The organism is Saccharopolyspora elongata, from assembly GCF_004348985.1.
GTDB classification, from domain to species: Bacteria; Actinomycetota; Actinomycetes; order Mycobacteriales; family Pseudonocardiaceae; genus Saccharopolyspora; species Saccharopolyspora elongata.
Genome location: NZ_SMKW01000080.1, coordinates 1 through 20,594, shown reverse-complemented (window position 1 = coordinate 20,594; position 20,594 = coordinate 1). Strand labels below are relative to the sequence as shown.

Genomic DNA, 20,594 nt, shown 5'->3' with positions numbered 1-20,594 from the left:
TCTATGTGGGCTGACCTGCGCTGCTGGTGCCCCCGGTGCGACTCGAACGCACACTGGACGGATGTTGAGCTTTGCTCAGGGGAGGCGTGCTGAACCGTGCCTGACCAGGGCGTTCTCTTCGCTAGCGTTTGGTTCACGATGGCTGACTCGCAGGGGTGCGCGGTCATAAAGGATGGGTTTCGCATGGGCCGACGCCCGGTTCGACGTCGGCTTCGAGGCTGACGAGCGTGGCGCTCCGGAACGGGCAAGCCAGTTTGGCGACCGGCTCGGAGGTGTCCACGAGACAGCTCGAAGGAACTACGTGGAGCGCATGCCGAGTCGTCGTGGATGGCTGGACGATCCCCACGAGCGTGTAGAGCACGAACTCAATACTGCCGGCCACCCGAGAAACTTCGGATCTTCACGCAAGCACTCATAGCGAGGAAACAATAAATAGGGGTCCAATGTGTTCAAAGGGGGAATCGAACACGTAATCATGGCATACCTGCGCAATGCAGGTGTTCATGCGACAGACCATAGCTGCCGCGCGTGATCAAGTACCAGCCCGTTCACGCTTACGGTCACTGTCGAAAGTTCTTATGCTCCAGCGAGACCGTTGCGGGTGCGGGTCTGCGCCTGCGGAGGCTGGTGTTCCAGTCATACCTGGTGCTTGTCCAGTGCATAGCACCGAGGCGGTCTGGACGATGAACGGCGACGGCGCACCCGGATGCCGTCACTCTGATCGTCCGAGGAGGATTTCGCAGTGAATGGCCCACGCCGAGCTCTCGTCGTCATCGATGTCCAGCAGGAGTACTTCCAGGGGCCGTTGGCCGTCCAGTACCCGCCCCGGGACGAATCGCTGGCCCGGATCGTGCGCGCGGTGGACACCGCGGTCGAGGCGGGAGTGCCGGTGATCACCGTCCAGCACGAACTCCCCGAGGGCGCTCCGGTTTTCGCAGCCGGGTCGGAGGGGTGGCAGCTGCATCCCGAAATCGAACGCCGTTCCGAGACGGCGTCGAAGCACGTGGTCAAGGGACATTCCAGCGTGTTCACCGCCGGTGATCTGGTCGAGTGGCTCCGCGCCAACGAGATCGACACCCTCACCCTTGTCGGGTACATGACGAACAACTGCGTGCTCGCCACTGCTGCGGCGGCCGAACCGCTCGGTTTCGCCGTCGAAGTGCTGTCGGATGCGACTGGGGCCATCCATCTGGCGAACGAAGCCGGGAAGGTTTCGGCTCAGCAGGTTCACGAGACGCTGATGGTCCTGCTGCACTCCAACTGGGCGGCGGTCGCCGACACCGGCACTTGGGCCGTGGCCGTGTCCGGTCAGAAGTCCCTGGACAAGAGTGACCTCGGAACTTCGGCCGTGCAGGGCCAAGCCGCCCACTGACAGGGGGCTTGACTGCCCAGCGCGGGCCGAGCAAATCCGGTGCCGGCTCGTTGACTCTGATGCGGGTGGAACCGCCGATGCGTGTTCCGCCCGCACCAGACGTCGCTTCAGGGGGAACACCCCGCCGCGCGAGAGTCGCGCGCACCGCTTCGGCACGCGCGGCTTCCGTCCGCTCACTGATGGCCGGGCGCTCTACGAAGACGGGACGTCGCCGATCAGGCCGGGGTCATGGGCGGTGGGAACTCCTCCACATCGGACTCTCGTGCTACTGGTGCAGGTGTCTCGACGACTCTTGGGGTGGGGTTGCGGTTGACCATCAGACGCATGACGTCGGGCCGCGAGTAGTGACCGACCGGATCGGCGGCCGACTTCGCGATGGCGAGCAGCGCCGGGTCCAGATCAGCGAACAGGAGGCCTTCTTCGGTCTCCGGCAGCGGCTCGGCGAGCTGGGAGCCTTCAGGCCCGATGATGCGGGCGAACCCGCCGCCGGGCTGGAGCAGCTGCCGCTTGACGTCGGTGTCGCAGAAGACTTCTTGCGCGGCGGTGCCGATGATCGCGGTCGGCGCGACCACGAATGTCTGGCTCTCCACCGCGTACAGCAGGCTCGCTGCGGTGTTGACCTCTGGGCCGAGCGCGTTCGCGGCGCCCCGGTAGAGGGAGAAGCTCGGCCAGGAGGCGACGTGGATCTCCTCTCCGAGGCTGCACATCGCGTACTTGGTCAGCGGCTGTAGGTGTTCCCAGCAGCAGAGCGCGCCGACCTTGCCCAGCGAGGTGGCGTGGACCTGCAGGTCGCTGCCATCGCCTTCGCCGAAGACCGAGCGTTCGACGTGCGTCGGCTTGAGCTTGCGCCGCACCGAGATCAGCTCACCGGTGTCGGAGATGAACGCCTGCGACAGGTAGAGCGTCCCTCCATCACGTTCGCTGAAGCCGAGAACGACGTGGACGCCGTGCTGGGCGGCCGCGTCCTTGATGCGTTGCATCTCGTCGCCGTCGCGCGTCATCGAGTTCGCGAAGTACCGGGGGACGAACTGCATTCCTGCAGCGGGCGAGTCGAGCCAGATCCACCAGGGATAGCCGGGAATCCAGGTCTCGCCGAACGCGACGAGCTGAGCCCGTCCGGCAGCGGCTTGGCCGATCAGCTCGACGGTCTTGTTCACGCCGGCGTTGAGATCGAGCCAGGCTGACTCGGCTTGGACTGCCGCGACACGAACGGTGCCCTGCATGATGACCTCCTGAGAGCGTGATGACTTCGTGATGGCAGTCACGATGCTCTGCAGGGGCTAGCCGCGGCTGGCTGGGTGTGCCGTGATCACTGACCAACCGTGCCATAGCCGCGTCGGTACGCGACCGGTGTCTGGCCCGTCTCGGCGCGGAATGCCCGGAAGAACCCGGACTCGCTGTTGAATCCGCATGCCGCGGCGACGGCGTTCACGGGCCGTTCCGGGGCGGAGAGGAGCAACGCGCGGGCTCGTTCGATGCGCATTCGCCGCAGCTGTGCCGCGACACCTGCTTCGCCGACGATCCGGTAGAGCGTCCGCCTCGATACGTGACAAGCCCGCGCGACGGTGTCGGCGTTCAAGGTCGGATCTGCCAAGTTGCGATGCAGAAAGTCGAACACCCGCTGCCGGGCCATTGCTTCGATCGCGGGAGCGGCCGGGGCACGCTGCCCGGCGTACGACGCCGCAGCGGACAGGAGGCCGAGAGCATGCGGCACCAGGATCGCCCCACCGGTGCCTCCAGCTCTGGTCGACTGGGCAAGGGACCGGAAGAATGCGGAGACCGCGGTGCCGGGCGTCCCCGCGCCAAGAGATCGGGCGGTCAGCTTGCGGGTGTTCTGCAGCATCAGCGCACGCTTCGGCACCTGCACCACCAGCTGCTGGAACGGATCGTCGAAGTGCAAGGCGTACGGCCTGGTGCTGTCGTAGTAGGCCATTTCGCCTGCGGATAACGCGGCGGCGCGGCCGTCCTGCTCGCCGCGTCCGCGGCCGCCGATCTGGATGCTCGCCAGCAGGAATTCCTCGGTGTCGTCGGCGATGAGCGTCCGAGTACGCCGGACGTGCTGCCCCGCCGCGACCACGGTGGACATTTCGATTTCGCCGACTGGCACGTGCTCGATCAGTCCGCTGAACGGACGTCCGTCGATCGGGTCGGCGGTCAGCCGCACGAAGGTCGCGCAGATCATCTCCCGCCAGTAGGCAAACGCGTCTGGCTCCGCTACCTCGGCTGTGCTGAGCTGAGCATACGTGTGGCGATCGACGGTGGCACGCACGCTTCGAGTATCAATGCGCCGCAATCGCCTGTCCAGGAGGCAGTCTCCGTCCCGACCACCATGACCGGATCCGCTCATTCGAGTTGAACCGACATACCAGCTCAGGTCGAGGACGGAAAGGGAACAGCGAGGCGGCCGGCTGCGTTCTGAACGCAGCCGGCCGTTCCGCCTATTCTTCGAGTTCGACCACGATTTCTTTCATCGTGTCGATGAAGGAGGAGATGTCATCGTCGGTCATGGGCAATGAGAGCGAGAGCTCGCCGCGGTGTACTGGAAAGAACCCGCGGTTGGCGAGCTCGAGCGAGATGATCTGCGTCTTGGCGCCGTCCACGTTGCGCCAGTAGTCCCGGTGGGTCCGCACTTCCAGTCCGGGGGCGTTCATGTAACCGTAGGCCATGTGGGAAAAGCCCTTCCCGTAGACCTTGAAGGAGCTGCCTCTGGCTAGGCTCCACTCGTTCAGCTCGGACAGGATCCGAGCCGAGTGCGCGTTGAGCTTGTCAAAGGCTTCCCGATCCAACGCTCTCATGCACGCTGCGCCCGCGATGAGGGAGAGCTTGTGCCCGTGATGCGTGCCCGAGATGGTGACCTTCCCCGTCTCCAGAACGTTCATGACGGCAGCTGCTCCCCCTACCGCCCCGAGCGGGAGTCCTCCGCCGATGATCTTTCCCATGACGGTGAGGTCCGGAGTCACCCCGTACACGCCCTGCAGCCCGTGGTAGCCGGCGCGGAGACTGATCGTCTCGTCGAAGATCAGGACGATGCCGAGCTCCTTCGTCAGAGCCCGAACTCCCTGGACGAATTCCTGGTCCAGGGTGACGAGGCCCCCGGCGCCGCTCTGTAGTTCGAGGATCAGGCATGCGAGATCGCTCGAGTTGGCCCGGAGGATCCGCTCGGTGCTCGTCATGTCGTTCTGGGTCAGCACGACGAGGTTGTTGACGTCGTCTGCGGGGACGCCTCCGCTGTCCGCGACTGCCCGCGGAGCCTCGTCCGTGCCGGCCTGCTCAGGCGGTGTGTGGGACGAGATGTGCAGAGGATCGCTGAACCCGTGATATCCGCCCTCGAATTTGGCGACCTTCGTCCTGCCTGTATGGGCGCGCGCGATGCGAATGGCGCTCATGCATGATTCCGTGGCTGAGCAGGAGAACTGCACCCTCTCGACCGACGGAATCCGCTCGATCAGGATTTGTGCCAGATCGGCCTCGGCTGTGCTCGGGTTGCCGAAGGAGATCCCCGAGGGGATGGCGTTCTGCGGAGCGGAGGTGACCGAAGCAGGGTTGTGACCGAGGACGTTCACCGTGAAGTTGTTGTTCAAGTCCAGGAGTCGATGTCCGTCCACCGTCTCCACGTAAGCTCCGTCTCCGCTGGCGGCGAAGACCGCATGCGGGCCGAAGTTGAAGGAATTTCTGCTGTAACCGCCGGGAATCAGCTGCTTTCCGGCACGGGTGAACGCCGCGGACTTGGCGAACTTCGCGGTGAAGGTATCGAGGCTTGCCTCGATGCTCAGCTTGGGCATCAACAACTCCATCGTGCACGTCACCGGCCTTGGAAAGATTCCACCGATGAGTTGAGGACAGGGTGACGGGCATCCTGCAATCAATCAGGGCGCCTCAGTCACTGTTTCCCCTGCGCTTCCTCCGCACAATGCCCGATCTGAGATTGACCGTTCGCGGAGCGCGATGGTCCCGATGGCGGTAGCAGACCCGCGTGCGCGTGACGGGTGCGTGTCCGGCCTGCGGGGTTTTGTCGCGCGTCAGGCCGCTGGCGCGAACGCGGCGTTCGGCACCAGATCGAGGTGATTCCTGACTGCGTGCTGGACGGCCCGGTCGAAGGCGCGGACGTGTGGGCGGAGATCGTTGTTCCGCATCGCAGCGGTGACCGTGCTCGGTGCCGCATCAGGGACGGGCACGTAGGAGACGCCGGCGTGGTGGAACAGGCGCGCGGCTGTCTGGGGAAAGGTGTCGACGGCGCCAAGGCAGGAGATCGCCATGAGGCACTCCCCGATGGACCTGACGTGCGTTGCCACCCGACCTCGCGCACCGCGGTGGTCGTCGCAGCTCCAGTACGAGGACCACCCGGCGGGTGCGCCGGTGCCTGCTGCCGCGAAGGGTTCATCCAGCAGGTCGGTCACGGAGATCTCTCCGGCGTCCGCCAGCGGATGATGGTGTGGGACGGCTGCGACCCGGGGTTCGGAGAAGATCGGCCGCAGGGAGATGCGCTCGTCGTCGAAGGGCGCGCGGACGAACGCCACGTCCACCTCGTTGGAAACCAGCTTCTCCAGCTGGTCGACCATGCTCAGTTCGGTGAACTCCAGCCGCACGTCAGGCTGCAGTTCACGGTAAACGGACAGGATGACGGGGGTCAGCTCGCCGGCGCCTTCCGCGAAGATGCCGACCCGCAAGACCTCTTCGTGCCGGGGCGCCAGCGACTTCGCTTCTGCTGCGGCACCGGCGACCTGCGCGAGGATTTCCTCCGCGCGTTCGACGAAAGCGACTCCGGCGGGTGTGAGCGCGACTCGATGGTGGCTCCGGTCGAACAGCTTCACGTCCAGATCGCGTTCCAGTTTGGCGATGTGCCCGCTGAAGGCGGACTGGGCGATGTGCTCCAGCTGTGCGGCACGGCCGAAGTGCAAGGTCTCGGCCAAGCGAACGACGTACCGGAGCTGGCGGATTTCCATGTTGCTTCCTCTCAGGCAGGTGCCGCAGCGCTCAGCACGGCTGGCACATGACCGCCGAACCGCTGCTGACCTGGGGCGATCGCGGTACACGATTGTGCGTTCGTGAAGTCGTCCGTTGTCCAGCCTTCACAGCCTCCCCATAGTTTCAGCACGCACGGCGTCAGACGGCGCTCGCTGATTTCGAGAGGTGGACTGATGAGCGCAGAGGGGTCCGGGCAGCTCAAGCGGTCGGCCGTGGGTACGTCCGGCATCGTCTTTTTCGTCGTGGCCGCTGCGGCACCGTTGGGGGCCACGCTGGGAGCGGGTCCCGTAGCCTTCTCGGCCAACGGTACGGGAGCGCCAGGCATGTACCTGGTGGCTGCGGTGGTCCTCCTGCTGTTCGCGGTCGGCTACGCGACCATGAGCCGCCACCTCACGAGCGCCGGTGGGTTCACCACCTACATCGCCGCCGGTCTCGGCGATCGGGCGGGCCATGCCTCGGCCGGCATCGCGCTGCTCGCGTACAACTGCATGCTGCTCGGTCTGTTCGGGCAGTTCGGTGTCTTCGCAGCAGATCTGCTGGCGCGATATGGAGTGGAGGTGACCTGGCAGGTTCCCGCCGTCGTAGCACTGCTCGCCGTAGGAGTCCTGGGCTACCTGGAGGTCAACCTCTCGGCGAAGGTTCTCGGCGTCCTGATGATCGCCGAGGTGCTGATCCTGCTGGTTTTCGACGCGGTGGTGATCAGCCGGGGCGGCTCCGACGGCCTCAACGTGGACGCCTTCGCCCCGAGCAACGTGTTGTCCGGCACTCCCGGCATCGCGCTGTTGTTCGCCTTCACCTGCTTCGTCGGCTTCGAGGCCACGACCATCTACGGCGAAGAAGCTCGGGATCCACACCGCACCGTGCCGCGCGCGACTTACGTCGCCGTGATCCTGATCGGCATCTTCTACACGCTGACCACGTGGGCGATCGGGCTTGCGCACGGACCTGACGCCCAATCGGCCGCCGCCGAGGACCCGGTTGGATTCGTCACCACGGCCAACACCGCATTCGTGGGCGCGTTGTCCACGGAGGTCATGGAGATCCTCGTCGTGACCAGTGTGTTCGCGGTGCTGCTGGCCTTCCACAACACCCTGTCCCGCTACATGTTCTCCTTGGGCCGCGCAGGCTTGCTGCCCCCGGCGCTCGGCAGCACCCACCACCGATTCCACAGCCCCCACCGGGCGAGCGTGGTCCAGAGCGTGCTCACCCTGGCCGTCCTCGGTGCCTTCATGGTCGCCGGCGCCGATCCGTTCGCGCAGCTGTACTCCTGGCTCGTCGGTCTTGGGACCATCGCTGTCCTGACGCTGCAGACGGCCGTGGCCGTCGCCGTCGTCGTCTACTTCCGCCGACGCGCCGGGCGAGGCGGGTTCTGGCAGACCATGGTGGCGCCGATGCTGGGGGCCGTGGGGCTTGGCAGCGGAATCGTGCTGGCACTGGCCAACTTCGACGTCCTCACCGGAATCACGGGCGGTCCGGCTTCGCTGCTGCCGTGGCTGATCCCGGTCGCAGGTGTGTTGTCGCTCGCCACGGGGATGGTGGCCTCCCTGCGCAGGCGCCCCGTGCGGCTGGTCGCCCCGGTGGTCGACTCCGCCGATTCCACTGCGAAAACCCCGTCGCAGGCAGCACAGAAGGCCGTTGACTGAGCAGGTCCTGCCGGAGCTGGAACCCGCCCGACCTCGTCCCGATGCCCGACGTCTTCCCGCTTGGAGGAACACCTCGTGACCACCACACCTGCACTGCACGCCGACTGGTCCCGGTGGCAGTCGACGCCTCTGTCCAGCGCCGGAAGCAGCTCCGGAGAAATCAGCATCAGCGCTCCGGCAACGGGGGAGGTGTTGACCACGATCGCGGCGGGCAGCGCAGACGACGTTGCCACTGCGGCCACCGCGGCGAAGCGAGCTCAGAACGACTGGGCGGCGCGTACCTTTGACCAGCGCGCCGCCGTCCTGCGCAGGGCTGCCCACCTGCTGGAGTCGGAGCCGGAACGGATCTTGAAATGGCTCGTCCCCGAGTCCGGATCCGGCTTGGGCAAAGCCACTTTCGAGGTCTCGCTGCTGGTCGCCGAACTCAACGAATGCGCCGCGCTGGCCTCCCAGCCCTACGGTGAACTGCTGCGGTCCAACCGCCCCCGGCTGTCGATGGCCCGCCGCGTGCCGCTCGGCGTGGTCGGGGTCATCTCGCCCTTCAACTTCCCCGCCATCCTCTCGCTGCGATCGGTGGCGCCCGCCCTGGCCGTCGGCAACGCGGTCATCCTCAAGCCGGACCCGCGGACCTCCGTCTCCGGCGGCCTGGCCCTGGCCGAACTCCTGGCGGAGGCCGGCCTTCCGGAAGGGCTTCTGCACGTGGTACCCGGTGGCGCGGAGGTCGGTCAGGCTCTCGTCGCACATCCTGACGTCGCGTGCATCTCCTTCACCGGCTCCACCGCAGCAGGCCGGGCCATCGCCACGGCGGCCGCCCCACTGCTGAAGAGAGTCCACCTCGAGCTGGGAGGCAACAACGCCCTGCTCGTGCTGCCCGACGCCGACGTGCAGGCCGCGGCCTCCGCCGGTGCGTTCGGCAGCTTCCTGCACCAGGGCCAGATCTGCATGACCGCAGGCCGGCACATCGTCCATTCCTCCATCGCCGTGGAGTACACCGCCGCTCTGGCCGCCGCGGCCGAGCGCATCACGGTCGGCGACCCAACGGACTCCGCCAACGCATTGGGCCCACTCATCGATGGCCAGCAGCGCGACAAGGTCCACGCCATCGTCACCGACAGCATCGCGCAGGGCGCCAGGCTCGTCGCTGGCGGGACGTACGAGGGGCTGCACTACCGGCCGACGGTTCTTGCCGATGTCCCGGCGGACAGTCCGGCCTTCTGCCAGGAGATCTTCGGTCCGGTTGCTCCGGTCATCACCTACGACACGCTCGACGAGGCGCTCGCGCTCCTGAACGACAGCGAGTACGGCCTCAGCGTCGGCATCCTCACCCGGGATGCGTTCGCTGGCATGGAGCTCGCCGATCGGATCGAGTCGGGCATGATTCACGTCAACGACCAAACAGTGGACGACGAGGCGACCATCCCCTTCGGAGGGATGAAGGCCTCCGGCGCGGGCGGTCACTTCGGAGGCACCCGCGCCAACCTCGACACGTTCTGCGATACGCAGTGGATCACCGCGCAGGGCTCGATCGGCAGCTATCCGTTCTAGGGCGGCGGTGCATTCTTGTCGGGTGCTGCCGGGCTTCGGCGCGACCGCTCGACGACGTTGGTGTCAGGAGTCCGCGTCAACGTTGCGGCGTGCGTATGAGCGCGCTGCGCGTACGCGGTCACCGCAGCGCTTCGAGCACCAGTGCCTCCGGGCATGGGTGCGCAGCATGTACCGGTTGCACGGCTCGGCCCCGCAGGTTGCCAGCTGCGTTGCTTCGGGGCCGCTCACCAGGGAGACCGCGTCGGCCGCGATGGTGACCAGAGCGTGTTCCACCAGTCGCGTCGTGGGGTGCGAAATGACGCGGTGGAACCCGTCCGCAGGGGTCCAGCCCAGCAGCTGCGCGGTCGGAGTGAGGGTCAGGGCCCGGTTGACTTCGGTGAGGGCCGGGTCCGGTGGTGGTGTTTCTCGAACGGCGGCGTCGAGCAGAGCGCGCACGTGTCCGCGCAGATCTGTGAGCAGGCCCGCGCAGTAGTCCTGCAGTTCGGCGCCTCCAGGAGCCAGTCCTCGTTCGACGAGCCAGCGGGTGGCTGCCGCCGGCGTGCCGAGCAGCTCGACGACGCCCCTGGTGGGCACCTGCACCGCGCTGTTGGCCAGTTCCAGGGACACGTGCTCGTCCGCACCCGGTGCCGGTGGCAGGGGAGCGTTCGGTGTGACCGTCTCAACATCCATCCTCTCACGGTATCAATTGCTGCTAAACGTGATAATCGGGTAGCGTCGACATCACGTCAAAAATGACGATTAGGCGTGAGAGTAGATAGGTTCAACTGATGAAGATCACGCAGGTTCGCAATGCCACGATCCTCTTGGAGGCCGGTGGCCAGCGCGTTCTCGTCGATCCCATGCTCGGGGCGAAGGGCTCGTTCGGTTCCGCGCCCACCTCGGTCGGTGATTCCTCGCGGAACCCCACGGTCGACCTCACGGTGCCGCTGAACGATCTTCTCGACGTGGACGTCGTGGTGGTCACGCACACGCACCCCGACCACTGGGACGCCGCTGCGGCCGCCCTGCTGCCTCGGGAGGTGCCGTTGCTGGTGCAGAACACCGCCGACGCCGAGATCATCGCCGCCGAGGGCTTCACCGACGTGAGCGTCATGGACGGGCCCGTCGAGGTCGGAGGGGCGGAGTTCGTCCGCACGGACGGGCAGCACGGTTCGGATGCCACCGTGGCCGCCTGGCCGGGGCTGGGCGAGGTCAGTGGTGTCGTCGTCCGCCGTTCTGGCGAGCCAACGGTGTACGTGGCAGGCGACACCGTCTGGAACGAGCACGTGCGCGCGGCCCTGGAGGAGCACCAGCCGGACATCGTCGTTCTCAACACCGGTGAAGCGACGTGGCAGGACGGCAGCCCGATCATCATGGGCGCAACGGACGTGCTGCAGGTGCACCGGACGGCTCCGCAGACGCGCATCGTCGCCGTGCACATGCAAGCGCTCAACCACTGCATCGTCACTCGCGACGACGTGCGCGAACTCGCCCGCCGGCACGGCATCGCCCAGCAAGTCCTCGTGCCGGAAGACGGCGAGGCCCTGACCTTCTGAGCGCAACACATCCGCCCTGGGGCGGGAGGCGCATTCCCGTCCCAGGATCAGGTGCGCGCAGCGCCGTGAAGGTCATTTTGGTCCTCGTGGTTGCTCTCTCGAGCGAAACCAGCCCGCAGCCGCTCCTTGGCCGGCGAAATCAGCGGGTTCAGGTCTCAATTGCCTTCCGTTGAGGTTGGGCCATGATGCGCTCGCGTCTTGGGCTTGGCGATCGCGGCAGGAGATGGCGGCTGACGCCGTTGAGGCTGTTGTATCCAGACCTTGCCGGCGATCGATGCGAGTGCGCTCCTCCAAAGGCTCAAGCGCAGCTGGAGTCGAGTTCGTCGGACAGTTCGCCCGCCTCTGCCGCATCGGGGATGCGGCTGTCCTCCGCGGTGCACACCGGAACCCCGTACGGAATCCGGCGCCCCCGCACCGCGGTGCGCGTCGAGATCACCAATTGGGCGTGCCCGGTGCCGAAGACTTAGGTCGGCTGGGCGAGCTGCGCATCACGGATGTGCGCGAGTTGTAGCATGAGAGGCATGAAGGAGTCCCTGGGTGCGCAGACCGGTCTCCCACCTGCGCAGGGCGCGGAGGAGCACTCGGCCCTCGCGCTGGCCAACACCGCGATCGCGCTGCCCGGCGAGCAGACGGTGGACCTCCTGGGGACTCCCGCGCAGGCGAACGACTGGCTGGTGGAACGCGGTCTGGCTCCGGCGCACGCCGACGTGCAGGAGATGTGCGCGGCGCAGCTGCGTTCGCTGCGCGAGCAGATCAGGTCGTTGTTCGCCTCGCGTGCCGCCGGTCTCCCAGCGCTGCCCGCGGCGGTGGCGGCCATCAACGACGCGATGACGCGCGTTCCCACCGCGCCGCTGTTGCAGTGGGACGACAAGACCGGCCCGTACCGCACGCCGCCGCACCCCACCACCGCGATCGTCGAGCACGCCCTGGCCACCTTGGCGGCCGACGCCGCAGACCTGCTCACCTCGTCCGAGGCCGAACGCCTGACCGCGTGCGCTTCCACGCCCTGCAACCGGTTCCTGCTGCGCCAGGGGCGTCGCCACTGGTGCTCAGTGCGCTGCGGCGATCGTGCTCGCGCGGCCCGCGCCTACGCTCGCCGCACCCGCTCCGAGGCGGGTTGACGCACGTCCGGGACTGATCTCCCGAACGCGCGCCAGTCACGCCTGCCGGGAAATCAGACCGGAGTGCCCTCGTCGGGGACGAACGCCTCCCCGTGACCGGGGACGATCAGGGCGGGTTCGAGGTCGAGGATCTTCCGGCGGGACACGCGCAAGGTCTCGTTGTCGCTGGAGGTGGGGTCTTCGGCCGGACCGGTGGCGCTCCACCAGGCGTGGGTGAACACGATCGTGCCCTGGTCGGTCTCCGCGACGGTGCTGATGTCCTGCGGGGTGTGGCCGGGAGTTTCGATCAGCCGGATCGAGGGCGAGAGCTGGTAGCCCTCGGCGGGGCGGCTGTACCAGAGTTCGCCCTGGTAGATGGCCCAGACGTCGTGGGCCCGCGCGTGGGGGAACAGGGCGGCGTTGAGGGTGTGGTCGGGGTGGTGGTGGCTGAAGACCAGGTCGGTCACCTGCTCCGGGCTCAGCCCGGCGTGGGCGAGCGGATCGAGGATGCGCTTGCGGTCGTCGACCATGCCGGGGTCGACGACGACGGCGAGGTCGCCGTCGCGCAGGAGCGAGACGGTCGAGGCGACGTGCCAAGGCTTCTCGACGCCGTCCCGGTCGGCGTTGCGCGGGTCGAGGCTGTCGTAGCCGGAGGTCAGCAGGGTGAACGTGGCGGTCATCGGGCGCGGTGCTCCTAAGCGGTGGGGGAGGGCAAGTCCCGGTCGCAGGGCTGGGTGCCCGTGCCGGGGGTGAGGTTGTGAGGCCCGCAGGCCGCGGCGTGCGCGGCGGGGTCGAACGGATCGCTCGGACCCGCGGTTCTCACGTTACAGAGTGGCGACATCCGTGACAAACCGCTATGGTCACGGATACAAATCAGCCCTTCCGTGAGGCTGCATCAGGCCGCGGCACCTCCGCGGCCGGGCATCACCGCACCGGGAAACTCCCCGAAGGAAACCTCGTGAACGACCCGATCAAGGGCGCGGTCCGCGGACGCGCTCCCGCACCGCTGTCCGTCCTCGACACCGCTCTGGCCGGCCGCGGCATCAGCGCCGCCGACTCGCTGTCCGGCAGCATCGCGCTGGCCCGGCTCGCCGACCAGCGCGGCTTCACCCGGTACTGGGTGACCGAACACCACTCCATGCCAGGGGTTTCGGCCTCCAGCCCCGCCGTTCTGCTCGCCCGGCTGACCGCGCACACGACGCGACTGCGGCTCGGCGCTGGAGGGGTGATGCTGCCCAACCACCCACCGCTGATCGTCGCCGAGCAGTACGGCCTGCTGCAGGCCCTCGCCCCGGGGCGGATCGACCTCGGCCTCGGGCGCGCCCCCGGCACCAACCCGGCCACCGCCGACGCCTTGCGCCGCGGCAGCTCGGCCGACGACTTCCCGCGGCAGGTCCTCGAGCTCCTGCACTTCCTCGACGACGACTTCCCCGATCAGCACCCGTACCGCGAACGCGTCTACGCCGTGCCCGGACCGGGTCAGGACAGGCAGAACGACGTTGTGCAGACCGCCGGTCGGCCGCCGGTCTGGTTGCTGGGTTCCTCCGGCTACTCCGCCCAGCTGGCCGCCCACCTCGGCCTGCCCTTCGCCTTCGCCGCTCAGTTCTCCCCGGAGGGCGTGGCACCAGCCCTCCAGCTCTACCGCGACCGGTTCACCCCGTCGGCGGCGCTCGCCGAGCCGTACGCACTGGTCAGCGTCAGCGTCATGGCCGCCGACGACGAGGCCGAGGCCCAGCGGCAGACGCGCAGCTACGCCCACGCGATGATGCGCATGCTGCAGGGCAAGTCGTTCCTGCTGCCCACTCCCGACGAGGCCGCGTCCTACCCGTACGCCCAGGCCGAGCGGCAGGTGCTCGACCACTGGACCAGCAGCGTCCTGCACGGCACGCCCGAGGAGGTTACGGCGCTGCTCAACCAACTGCACGAGCGCGCCCGTCCCGACGAGATCATGGTCGGCTCCGTCGGACACACCCCGCAGGCCCTGCTGCGCTCCACCGAGCTCCTCGCCGACGCCTACGCGATGCCCTCCGCACCGCCGGTCGCCACGGCCCGATGAGCCCGCGCCCCGAAACCCGGGATTCTGCGCGGTTTTCGCGCCGCCGAACAGTCACCGACCTCACCGGACAGGGAGAACCCTTGCACAACGCCGCATCCGAGCCGCCGTGCCCGCAGGTCGACGCCCCGCCCACCGCGCGCTCGACGGCCGTGACGCAGCAGCGAACCCTCCGCATCCTGCTGTTCTCCCAGGTCTTCAGCGGAGTGGGACTGGCGGCCGGGGTCACCGTCGGCGCACTGCTGGTCCAGGACATGCTCCACTCCACCGCCCTGGCCGGACTGCCCAGCGCGCTGCTCACCGGGGGCTCCGCTGTCGCCGCCGTCAGCATCGGCCGCCTCTCCCACGCCCGGGGCCGCCGTCCCGGATTGGCCGCCGGCTACCTGGCAGGTGCGCTCGGCGCCGCCGGTGTCGTCGCCGCTGCCGCCCTCGAACTTCCTGCGCTGCTGTTGCTCTCGCTGTTCCTCTACGGCGCCGGCACCGCCGCCAACCTCCAGGCCCGCTACGCCGGAACCGACCTCGCCGCCACCGGAAACCGGGCGCGCGCGGTGTCCACCGTCCTGGTCGCGACCACCGTGGGCGGCGTCGTCGGTCCCAACCTCGCCGCGCCCGCCGGTCACCTCGCCACGTCCCTCGGCCTTCCCCCGCTGACCGGTTTGTTCGTCATCTCCGGTGCCGCTTTCGCCGTCGCCGCACTGGTGCTGATCCTGTGGCTGCGCCCGGATCCCCTCGTGCTCGCTCGTTCGATGCCCGCCGAACCCGACGCCCGCGCGGAATCCGAGGGTGCGAAGCCCGCCGAGCGCCGCCGCCCCGGTCTGTGGCTCGGCGTCCTGGCGATGGTCCTCAGCCAGCTCGTCATGGTCGCGATCATGACGATGACCCCGGTGCACATGCACGATCACGGCCACAGCGCCGCAGCGTCGGGCCTCGTCATCGCCATGCACGTCGGCGCGATGTACCTGCCCTCGCCGCTGACCGGAGCGCTGACCGATCGCTGGGGCCCGACTGCGGGAGTGGCCGCCTCCGGGACGACCCTGCTGGGCGCCGGGATCATCGCCGCCGCCTCGCCCGACGACTCCGTCGTTCTGCTCACCCTGGCCCTGGTGCTGCTCGGCATCGGTTGGAACTTCGGCCTCGTCAGCGGCACCGCCATCATCACCGACGCCGTTGCGATCGCCACCCGCGCGAAGACCCAAGGCGTGGTCGACGTCGCCGTTGCCGTCGCCGGAGCCACCGGCGGCATCGCCTCCGGCCTCGTCGTCGCGGCGACGAGCTACCCGATCCTCTCCCTGGCCGGCGCCGCGCTGGCGCTCATCACCGTTCCCGCGGTCATCGCCGTCTCCACGAGGCGCGCTCGCGCGTGAATCACGGTGCCGTGGTGAACCGGTGGGAGGTGGGGGTGGTGTTGTAGTGCTTGACGAAGTTCTGCCGGAAGGTCACGGCGCTGGCGAACCCGCAGGCCTCGGCGATGCGGCTGACGTTCCAGGTGGTGGTCTCCAAGAGCCTGCGCGCTTCGTCGAGGCGGTGGGTCAGCACCCACCGCGCGGGGCTCATGCCCGTGGTCTCCCGGAAGCGGCGGGTGAAGTTCCGCGGGCTCATCGACGAGTGGGCGGCCAGGTCCTCGACGGTGAGCGACTGGTTGAGGTTCGCCAGCGCCCACGTGATGGTCTCGCTCAGGAAACCGTCATCGCTGCTGGAGAGCGGACGTTCGATGTACTGGGCCTGGTCGCCGTCGCGGTGCGGCGCGATGACGAGGTGCCGGGCGAGGGTGGTGGCGGCCGTCGACCCGAGCCGAGCGCGGACCAGGTGGAGGAGGCAGGCGTCGAGCGCGGAAGCGGTGCCCGCCGAGGTGAGGACGTCCCCGTGGTCGAGGTAGAGCGCATCGGCCTGGACCTGCACGGTCGGGTGCTTGTCGGCCAGCTCGGTGGCGGCGCTCCAGTGGGTGGTCGCGGTGCGGCCGTCGAGGACTCCGCTGGCGACCACCGGGAACGCGCCCAGGCAGAGCCCGATGATCGTCGCGCCGCGCGCGTGCGCCTCGCGGATGCGGTCCAGGAAACCCGGCTCGGGGTCGGGCAAGGACGTGGGCCAGGACGGGAAGACCAGCACGTCGGCCGAGGTGGTCGCGTCGGGGCCGGCGAGGTCGTCGATGACCACGCCTTCGTCAGCGCGCACGGGACGTCCGTCGGAGCTCCAGACGGTGGTGTTCCAGCCCTCGGCGAGGTTCTGGCGGGAGACCTCGCCGAAGGTGAGCAGTGGCGCCGCGAGGTGGAACGTGCTGATCCCGTCGAAGGCGTGGATGGCGATCCGCATGGTTGGCCCGATTTCATCGAAGAGAGGAATCTCTGCCACTCGCGGTACCGGAGCAGCGGCCAGCACGATGGGACGTGATGGTGCGACCGGCCATCACCCCCACAGCCCGGAGGATTTTCAGTGAACGCCCCACGCCGAGCCCTCATCGTCATCGACGCCCAGCGGGAGTACTTCCAAGGGCCGTTGACCGTCCAGCACCCGCCCCGCGACGAGTCCCTGGCCAGGATCGCGGGTGCGATGGACGCCGCCGCCGGCGCCGGGCTCCCGGTGATCACGGTCCAGCACGAAACCCCGGAAGGCGCACCGGTGTTCGCCCCCGGCTCGGAGGGCTGGAAGCTGCACCCCGAGATCGAGCGCCGCGCCGCGTCGGCGTCGAAGCACGTGATCAAGGGATTCTCCAGCGTGTTCGCCGGTGATCTCGCAGAGTGGCTGCGGGCCAACGGAGTCGACACGATCACCCTGGTCGGCTACATGACGAACAACTGCGTGCTGGCCACCGCCGCGGCCGCCGAACCGCTCGGCTTCGCCGTCGAGGTGCTCTCGGATGCCACCGGCGCCATCCACCTGGCGAACGAGGCCGGCAAGGTCTCGGCCCAGCAGGTGCACGACACGCTCATGGTCCTGCTCCACTCCAACTGGGCCGCGGTCACCGACACCGCCACCTGGACTGAGGCCGTCTCGGCGCACACGCCCCTCGACAAGAGCGACCTCGGAACCTCAGCCGTGCAGGGCCAGTCCGCCCACTGACCCGACCAATGCACCTCGCCGCCTCGTAGGAAACCACGTGTGGTGTCGTGGGACGGATCCCGTTCCACTGGTGTCCGAGGACGGAATCGCACACGATTCACCCGCCTTCTGATTCCTGAAATCAGTTGAACCGGGGCTGTCAAGTTTTGGGCTCTGTCGCTGATTGCGTGATCAAGGATGCCGTGGCTGGTCATTGGTCGAGCAGGATTCTCTTACGTAGCAGGGAGAAGCTGGCTTTGCCGTAGGTCTGGCGTTTGAGCATCTTGATCTTGTTGTTGATGCCTTCGGTCGGGCCGTTGCTGTAGGGCAGGGTCAGGCCCGCGGTGGTGGCGTCCCAGTCCTTTTCCAGGCCGTTGAGGTAGGAATCGAAGCCGGGTAGCGCGTCGCCACGGGTTGTTGTGGTCCATGTGGCGAGGTCCTGGCCGCGGCGTCCGGTGAGGATGGCGGCGAATTCGCGCACGCGGGTGGCGAGGGTGGTCATCCTGGGACAGCTGGCGATCAGGTCGTCCAGGTGGCGGCGGGTGGGTTCGGGCAGATCCTTGGGTCTGCTCATGAGCCAGGAGACCAGGCGGCGTGGTGAGGGCATGAGGCGTTCCGGGTCGGCTCGGCCCTGGTTGATGTAGCGGACCAGGAGGTTCGCGCTGCCGGTGTATCCCTGTTCGCGGATCTCGGCCAGGATCCGGGTAACCGGAATGTTCTCGGTCATGCGTTGCCGGACGTGGTCGCGGTGGGCGTCGACCAGGCAGGGGCCGTAGCGGGGTGGGCGCAGCAGGTCCTCGACCCGCTCGGCACGGGCGTAGCGCTTGACGGTGTTCAGCGCCCAGCCCAGCCGCCGGGCGCATTCCAGCAAGCCCACCCCTTGGTTGAGGAGTTCGTGAACGGCGGCGAACCGCTCCCGCGTGCGCTCGGCTAGCGCCGAGTCAGCCGCGCGGGGCGTGGAGCTCCAGGACGCGGCGAAGGCCACGACACTCTTCTCCACTGCCGTGGCCAGGTTGTGCCAGAGGTGCCACCGGTCACTGGCCTGGACCGCTTTCGGGGCGGCCTGGCGGATGGCTTCGGCATAGGCTGCTGAGCCGTCACGGCAGACCACCTCGACACCGGGATGCTCACGCAGCCATGCGGCCACAGTGTCGGCTTTGCGGTCCGGGAGCACGTCGAGGCGGCGGTGGGTGACCGCGTCGATCAGCAAGGTCGCGTACTTGCGGCCCCGCCGGATTGCGAAGTCATCGACACCGAGCACCGCGACCGTCCCGACCTCGGGTTCGGGCAGCGCATGCACCAGCCGCAGCAGGGTGCTCCGGCCGGCCGCCATCCCCAGCCGAGCCGCCAGACGCGCCCCCGCCCTGCCCGCCAGCGCCAACCCGATGTGCTCCAATGCCGCGCGGCTCGGAGACGTCCTGCGGGCGTGCTTGGCAGTCAAGCCGTCGACCTGCTCGGCGAATGTCCGAATAGGACAGTTGATGTCATCACAGAAGAACCGGCGCACCTGTAATCGCAACGTCACCGGCTGGCCGGCTATCGAGACATCGGCCAGCCCACGGTGATATCGGCTGTGAACCCGCCGCGACCGGCCGCCGCACGACGGGCAGACACCATCTTCAGCCTCGACACGCGCCCAGACCAGCACGCCCCGCTCGGCCCGCTCGACCTGCTCCACCACCACGCCGGTCAGGTGCGGCAGCAACACGTCCAGCCACTCGTGATCACACACCGACCATGATCACAAACTCCCCATCAGCCCCGGCGACCAGACCCACGAAGTTGATCACGCAATCAGCGACAGAGCCACCCACCTGACACCCCCCGGCCCGTCGTGCCGTGGAGCGCGACGAGGACGCGATCGAGACCTGGGTCGGAAACGACTGGCCCAGGATCAAAAAAACGCCGTCGAACGCGGAGCGTGGATCGTCTTCTTCGACGAGTCCGGACTGTCACTGACACCGACCGTGCGCCGCAGCTGGGCACCCATCGGGCAAACACCCGTGCTGGAGCACCGGTTCAACTGGAAACGCGCCTCGATGGCCGCCGCACTGTGCTACCCACCCAACCCCGACGACCGCCGCACACCCGAGGTGGCCTTCCACGTCCAATACGACTCCTACAACACCGAAACACTCATCGAGGTACTGGACGAACTGCGTACTTTCCTTGCACCGCAACCAGTAACGCTGATCTGGGACGGGCTTCCCGCTCACCGCAGCAAAGCCATGACCGCCTTCCTGGCCACACAAGCCGACTGGCTGACCGTCGAACGACTGCCCGCCTATGCGCCCGACCTCAACCCCGTGGAAGCCCTCTGGTCCAGCGTCAAAGGCGTCGAACTGGCCAACCTCTGCCCCGGCACCATCGACGAAGCCATCACCTGCGCCCAACACGGCATCGACCGCGTCCGCGCAACCGAGCACCTGCCCTACTCATTCCTTCAACACACCGGACTGTCACTCTAAAACACGAAGCTCAGTAATTAACTCGTTTGCCCTGGCCAGCGAAGGGACTGGCGTGGGTTCGCTGAATTCCGCTAGCCTTATCGCCGGCCAGAGACCGAGGTGAACGCCGCCGGCGAGGGGGACATCCGTGGCTACCTTGAGCCCCGTTGAGCTCAGCGACGAGGTCTGTGACCGCGTCGATGCCGCAGCCCGGCACCTGTGCAATTCCCACCTTGCGCCCCATCCGGATCAGAAGAAAAAAGCACTCGCGAATTTAGCTGAGAGCATGCTCTGGTTCTGGAAGAACTGCCTCCGGCTCGACGGCAAAATGGATTTGCGTGGCCAGTCGAAGCAATACAAATTCATTGTCAAGCTGATTCGTGAAAAAGCTGGAGAGCCCGGTTCGCCGTTAGAAATGCCGACCTCGGTTGCGCATAGAGTCGGTGAACTGATTTTCAATGAGGTGATCTCAGTGGATTCGGCCGTGTTCGTGGTGGGTGAGGGTGAGGGCGGCTTGGACGATGGCGGTGATTTTGCGTGGGCTGGCGGTGATGTGTTGCAGGGTGCGCCAGCGTTGGGTGAGGAGTGCGAAGCCGCGTTCACCTCGTGCTCGTAGCCCTCGGAGTAGTGCGTTGTAGGTGCGGTTGTCGACGTCCGAGAAATAGTCAAGATCTGTGGGTCAAGATTGTTTAGGCGGCGGTGGGTGGGGCGTGGTCGTCGGGGCGTTCGACGAGTTTGCCGCCTTCGAAGCGTGCTCCCGCGCGTACGAGTGCGACGAGTTGGGGTGCGTTGACCGCGCGCCAGCGGGTCTGGGCTGACTCGATGAGTTTGAACGCCATCGCTAGTCCGGCCGCCCGTGAGCCGGGGCCTTTGGTGACTTTGCTGCGGTGCCGCACGG

At 67.5% G+C, this 20,594-nt stretch carries 18 protein-coding genes and 2 pseudogenes; 9 read left to right on the top strand and 11 right to left on the bottom strand.

What is annotated here, in order from left to right:
- The first annotated feature begins 742 nt into the window (after nt 1–742).
- On the top strand, nt 743–1,372 hold the full coding sequence (locus E1288_RS37690) for an isochorismatase family protein (RefSeq protein WP_132493469.1): 630 nt from the start codon (nt 743–745) through the stop codon (nt 1,370–1,372).
- A 215-nt stretch (nt 1,373–1,587) separates the two neighbouring features.
- On the opposite strand, the gene E1288_RS37685 is transcribed toward E1288_RS37690, so the two are convergent.
- From E1288_RS37685 to E1288_RS37670, 4 genes are all read right to left on the bottom strand, one after another.
- Nucleotides 1,588–2,595 (bottom strand): carbon-nitrogen hydrolase family protein, encoded by a 1,008-nt coding sequence (locus E1288_RS37685; protein WP_132493468.1) that lies wholly within the window; start codon nt 2,593–2,595, stop codon nt 1,588–1,590.
- Between the two features lie 86 nt (nt 2,596–2,681).
- Nucleotides 2,682–3,641, bottom strand: a complete 960-nt coding sequence (locus tag E1288_RS37680) for an AraC-like ligand-binding domain-containing protein (RefSeq protein ID WP_165968472.1) — start codon at nt 3,639–3,641, stop codon at nt 2,682–2,684.
- A 169-nt stretch (nt 3,642–3,810) separates the two neighbouring features.
- On the bottom strand, nt 3,811–5,154 hold the full coding sequence (locus E1288_RS37675) for an aspartate aminotransferase family protein (protein WP_132493466.1): 1,344 nt from the start codon (nt 5,152–5,154) through the stop codon (nt 3,811–3,813).
- A 237-nt stretch (nt 5,155–5,391) separates the two neighbouring features.
- Nucleotides 5,392–6,315, bottom strand: coding sequence for a LysR family transcriptional regulator (locus E1288_RS37670; protein ID WP_132493465.1), 924 nt, complete (start codon nt 6,313–6,315; stop codon nt 5,392–5,394).
- A 195-nt stretch (nt 6,316–6,510) separates the two neighbouring features.
- Between E1288_RS37670 and E1288_RS37665 the strand changes: the two genes are divergently transcribed.
- Both E1288_RS37665 and E1288_RS37660 read left to right on the top strand, forming a co-directional pair.
- On the top strand, nt 6,511–7,980 hold the full coding sequence (locus tag E1288_RS37665; RefSeq protein WP_207954772.1) for an APC family permease: 1,470 nt from the start codon (nt 6,511–6,513) through the stop codon (nt 7,978–7,980).
- A 75-nt stretch (nt 7,981–8,055) separates the two neighbouring features.
- Nucleotides 8,056–9,525: an aldehyde dehydrogenase family protein gene (locus E1288_RS37660; protein WP_268952009.1), complete on the top strand. Its 1,470-nt coding sequence runs from the start codon at nt 8,056–8,058 to the stop codon at nt 9,523–9,525.
- 63 nt (nt 9,526–9,588) lie between these two features.
- Here the strand turns inward: E1288_RS37660 and E1288_RS37655 are convergent, their stop codons facing one another.
- Entirely contained in the window at nt 9,589–10,194 is a 606-nt protein-coding gene (locus tag E1288_RS37655) for a CGNR zinc finger domain-containing protein (RefSeq protein ID WP_132493464.1), read from the bottom strand.
- Between the two features lie 98 nt (nt 10,195–10,292).
- Here E1288_RS37655 and E1288_RS37650 point away from each other — a divergent pair, with 98 nt between their 5' ends.
- Nucleotides 10,293–11,060 (top strand): MBL fold metallo-hydrolase, encoded by a 768-nt coding sequence (locus tag E1288_RS37650; RefSeq protein ID WP_132493463.1) that lies wholly within the window; start codon nt 10,293–10,295, stop codon nt 11,058–11,060.
- Nucleotides 11,061–11,358: 298 nt separating this feature from the next.
- Here the strand turns inward: E1288_RS37650 and E1288_RS47480 are convergent, their stop codons facing one another.
- Nucleotides 11,359–11,496, bottom strand: a complete 138-nt coding sequence (locus E1288_RS47480) for a hypothetical protein (RefSeq protein ID WP_165968471.1) — start codon at nt 11,494–11,496, stop codon at nt 11,359–11,361.
- An 85-nt stretch (nt 11,497–11,581) separates the two neighbouring features.
- On the opposite strand from E1288_RS47480, the gene E1288_RS37645 reads away from it, so the two are divergent.
- Nucleotides 11,582–12,181 carry an ABATE domain-containing protein gene (locus E1288_RS37645; RefSeq protein ID WP_132493462.1) on the top strand — a complete coding sequence of 200 codons (600 nt, stop codon included), beginning with the start codon at nt 11,582–11,584 and terminating at the stop codon, nt 12,179–12,181.
- 53 nt (nt 12,182–12,234) lie between these two features.
- On the opposite strand, the gene E1288_RS37640 is transcribed toward E1288_RS37645, so the two are convergent.
- Complete coding sequence (locus E1288_RS37640) at nt 12,235–12,840, bottom strand: MBL fold metallo-hydrolase (RefSeq protein ID WP_132493461.1); 606 nt, start codon at nt 12,838–12,840, stop codon at nt 12,235–12,237.
- Between the two features lie 278 nt (nt 12,841–13,118).
- Here E1288_RS37640 and E1288_RS37635 point away from each other — a divergent pair, with 278 nt between their 5' ends.
- Complete coding sequence (locus E1288_RS37635) at nt 13,119–14,216, top strand: LLM class flavin-dependent oxidoreductase (RefSeq protein WP_235884091.1); 1,098 nt, start codon at nt 13,119–13,121, stop codon at nt 14,214–14,216.
- A 173-nt stretch (nt 14,217–14,389) separates the two neighbouring features.
- Complete coding sequence (locus tag E1288_RS37630; RefSeq protein ID WP_235884097.1) at nt 14,390–15,577, top strand: MFS transporter; 1,188 nt, start codon at nt 14,390–14,392, stop codon at nt 15,575–15,577.
- Nucleotide 15,578: 1 nt separating this feature from the next.
- Here the strand turns inward: E1288_RS37630 and E1288_RS37625 are convergent, their stop codons facing one another.
- The gene (locus E1288_RS37625) at nt 15,579–16,523 is read right to left on the bottom strand and encodes a GlxA family transcriptional regulator (RefSeq protein ID WP_132493458.1); all 945 of its coding nucleotides are present in this window, start codon (nt 16,521–16,523) and stop codon (nt 15,579–15,581) included.
- Nucleotides 16,524–16,643: 120 nt separating this feature from the next.
- Between E1288_RS37625 and E1288_RS37620 the strand changes: the two genes are divergently transcribed.
- Nucleotides 16,644–17,270 carry an isochorismatase family protein gene (locus tag E1288_RS37620; protein ID WP_132493457.1) on the top strand — a complete coding sequence of 209 codons (627 nt, stop codon included), beginning with the start codon at nt 16,644–16,646 and terminating at the stop codon, nt 17,268–17,270.
- 190 nt (nt 17,271–17,460) lie between these two features.
- Here the strand turns inward: E1288_RS37620 and E1288_RS37615 are convergent, their stop codons facing one another.
- The gene (locus E1288_RS37615; RefSeq protein WP_207954771.1) at nt 17,461–18,957 is read right to left on the bottom strand and encodes an ISL3 family transposase; all 1,497 of its coding nucleotides are present in this window, start codon (nt 18,955–18,957) and stop codon (nt 17,461–17,463) included.
- Between the two features lie 46 nt (nt 18,958–19,003).
- Here E1288_RS37615 and E1288_RS37610 point away from each other — a divergent pair, with 46 nt between their 5' ends.
- Nucleotides 19,004–19,717: an IS630 family transposase gene (locus E1288_RS37610; protein ID WP_328592533.1), complete on the top strand. Its 714-nt coding sequence runs from the start codon at nt 19,004–19,006 to the stop codon at nt 19,715–19,717.
- A gap of 448 nt (nt 19,718–20,165) precedes the next feature.
- On the opposite strand, the pseudogene E1288_RS49310 reads toward E1288_RS37610, so the two are convergent.
- Nucleotides 20,166–20,288, bottom strand: a pseudogene (locus tag E1288_RS49310) (IS5/IS1182 family transposase); the annotation flags it as partial.
- 97 nt (nt 20,289–20,385) lie between these two features.
- Nucleotides 20,386–20,594 (bottom strand): annotated as a pseudogene (locus E1288_RS37600) (IS256 family transposase); the annotation flags it as partial.

Excerpts from the sequence above, each read along its gene's own strand:
- E1288_RS37685 (WP_132493468.1), bottom strand. The coding sequence starts at position 2,595 with ATGCAGGGCACCGTTCGTGTCGCGGCAGTCCAAGCCGAGTCAGCCTGG.
- E1288_RS37675 (WP_132493466.1), bottom strand. The coding sequence starts at position 5,154 with ATGCCCAAGCTGAGCATCGAGGCAAGCCTCGATACCTTCACCGCGAAG.
- E1288_RS37670 (WP_132493465.1), bottom strand. The coding sequence starts at position 6,315 with ATGGAAATCCGCCAGCTCCGGTACGTCGTTCGCTTGGCCGAGACCTTG.
- E1288_RS37665 (WP_207954772.1), top strand. The coding sequence starts at position 6,511 with ATGAGCGCAGAGGGGTCCGGGCAGCTCAAGCGGTCGGCCGTGGGTACG.
- E1288_RS37655 (WP_132493464.1), bottom strand. The coding sequence starts at position 10,194 with ATGGATGTTGAGACGGTCACACCGAACGCTCCCCTGCCACCGGCACCG.
- E1288_RS37650 (WP_132493463.1), top strand. The coding sequence starts at position 10,293 with ATGAAGATCACGCAGGTTCGCAATGCCACGATCCTCTTGGAGGCCGGT.
- E1288_RS37645 (WP_132493462.1), top strand. The coding sequence starts at position 11,582 with ATGAAGGAGTCCCTGGGTGCGCAGACCGGTCTCCCACCTGCGCAGGGC.
- E1288_RS37640 (WP_132493461.1), bottom strand. The coding sequence starts at position 12,840 with ATGACCGCCACGTTCACCCTGCTGACCTCCGGCTACGACAGCCTCGAC.
- E1288_RS37625 (WP_132493458.1), bottom strand. The coding sequence starts at position 16,523 with ATGCGGATCGCCATCCACGCCTTCGACGGGATCAGCACGTTCCACCTC.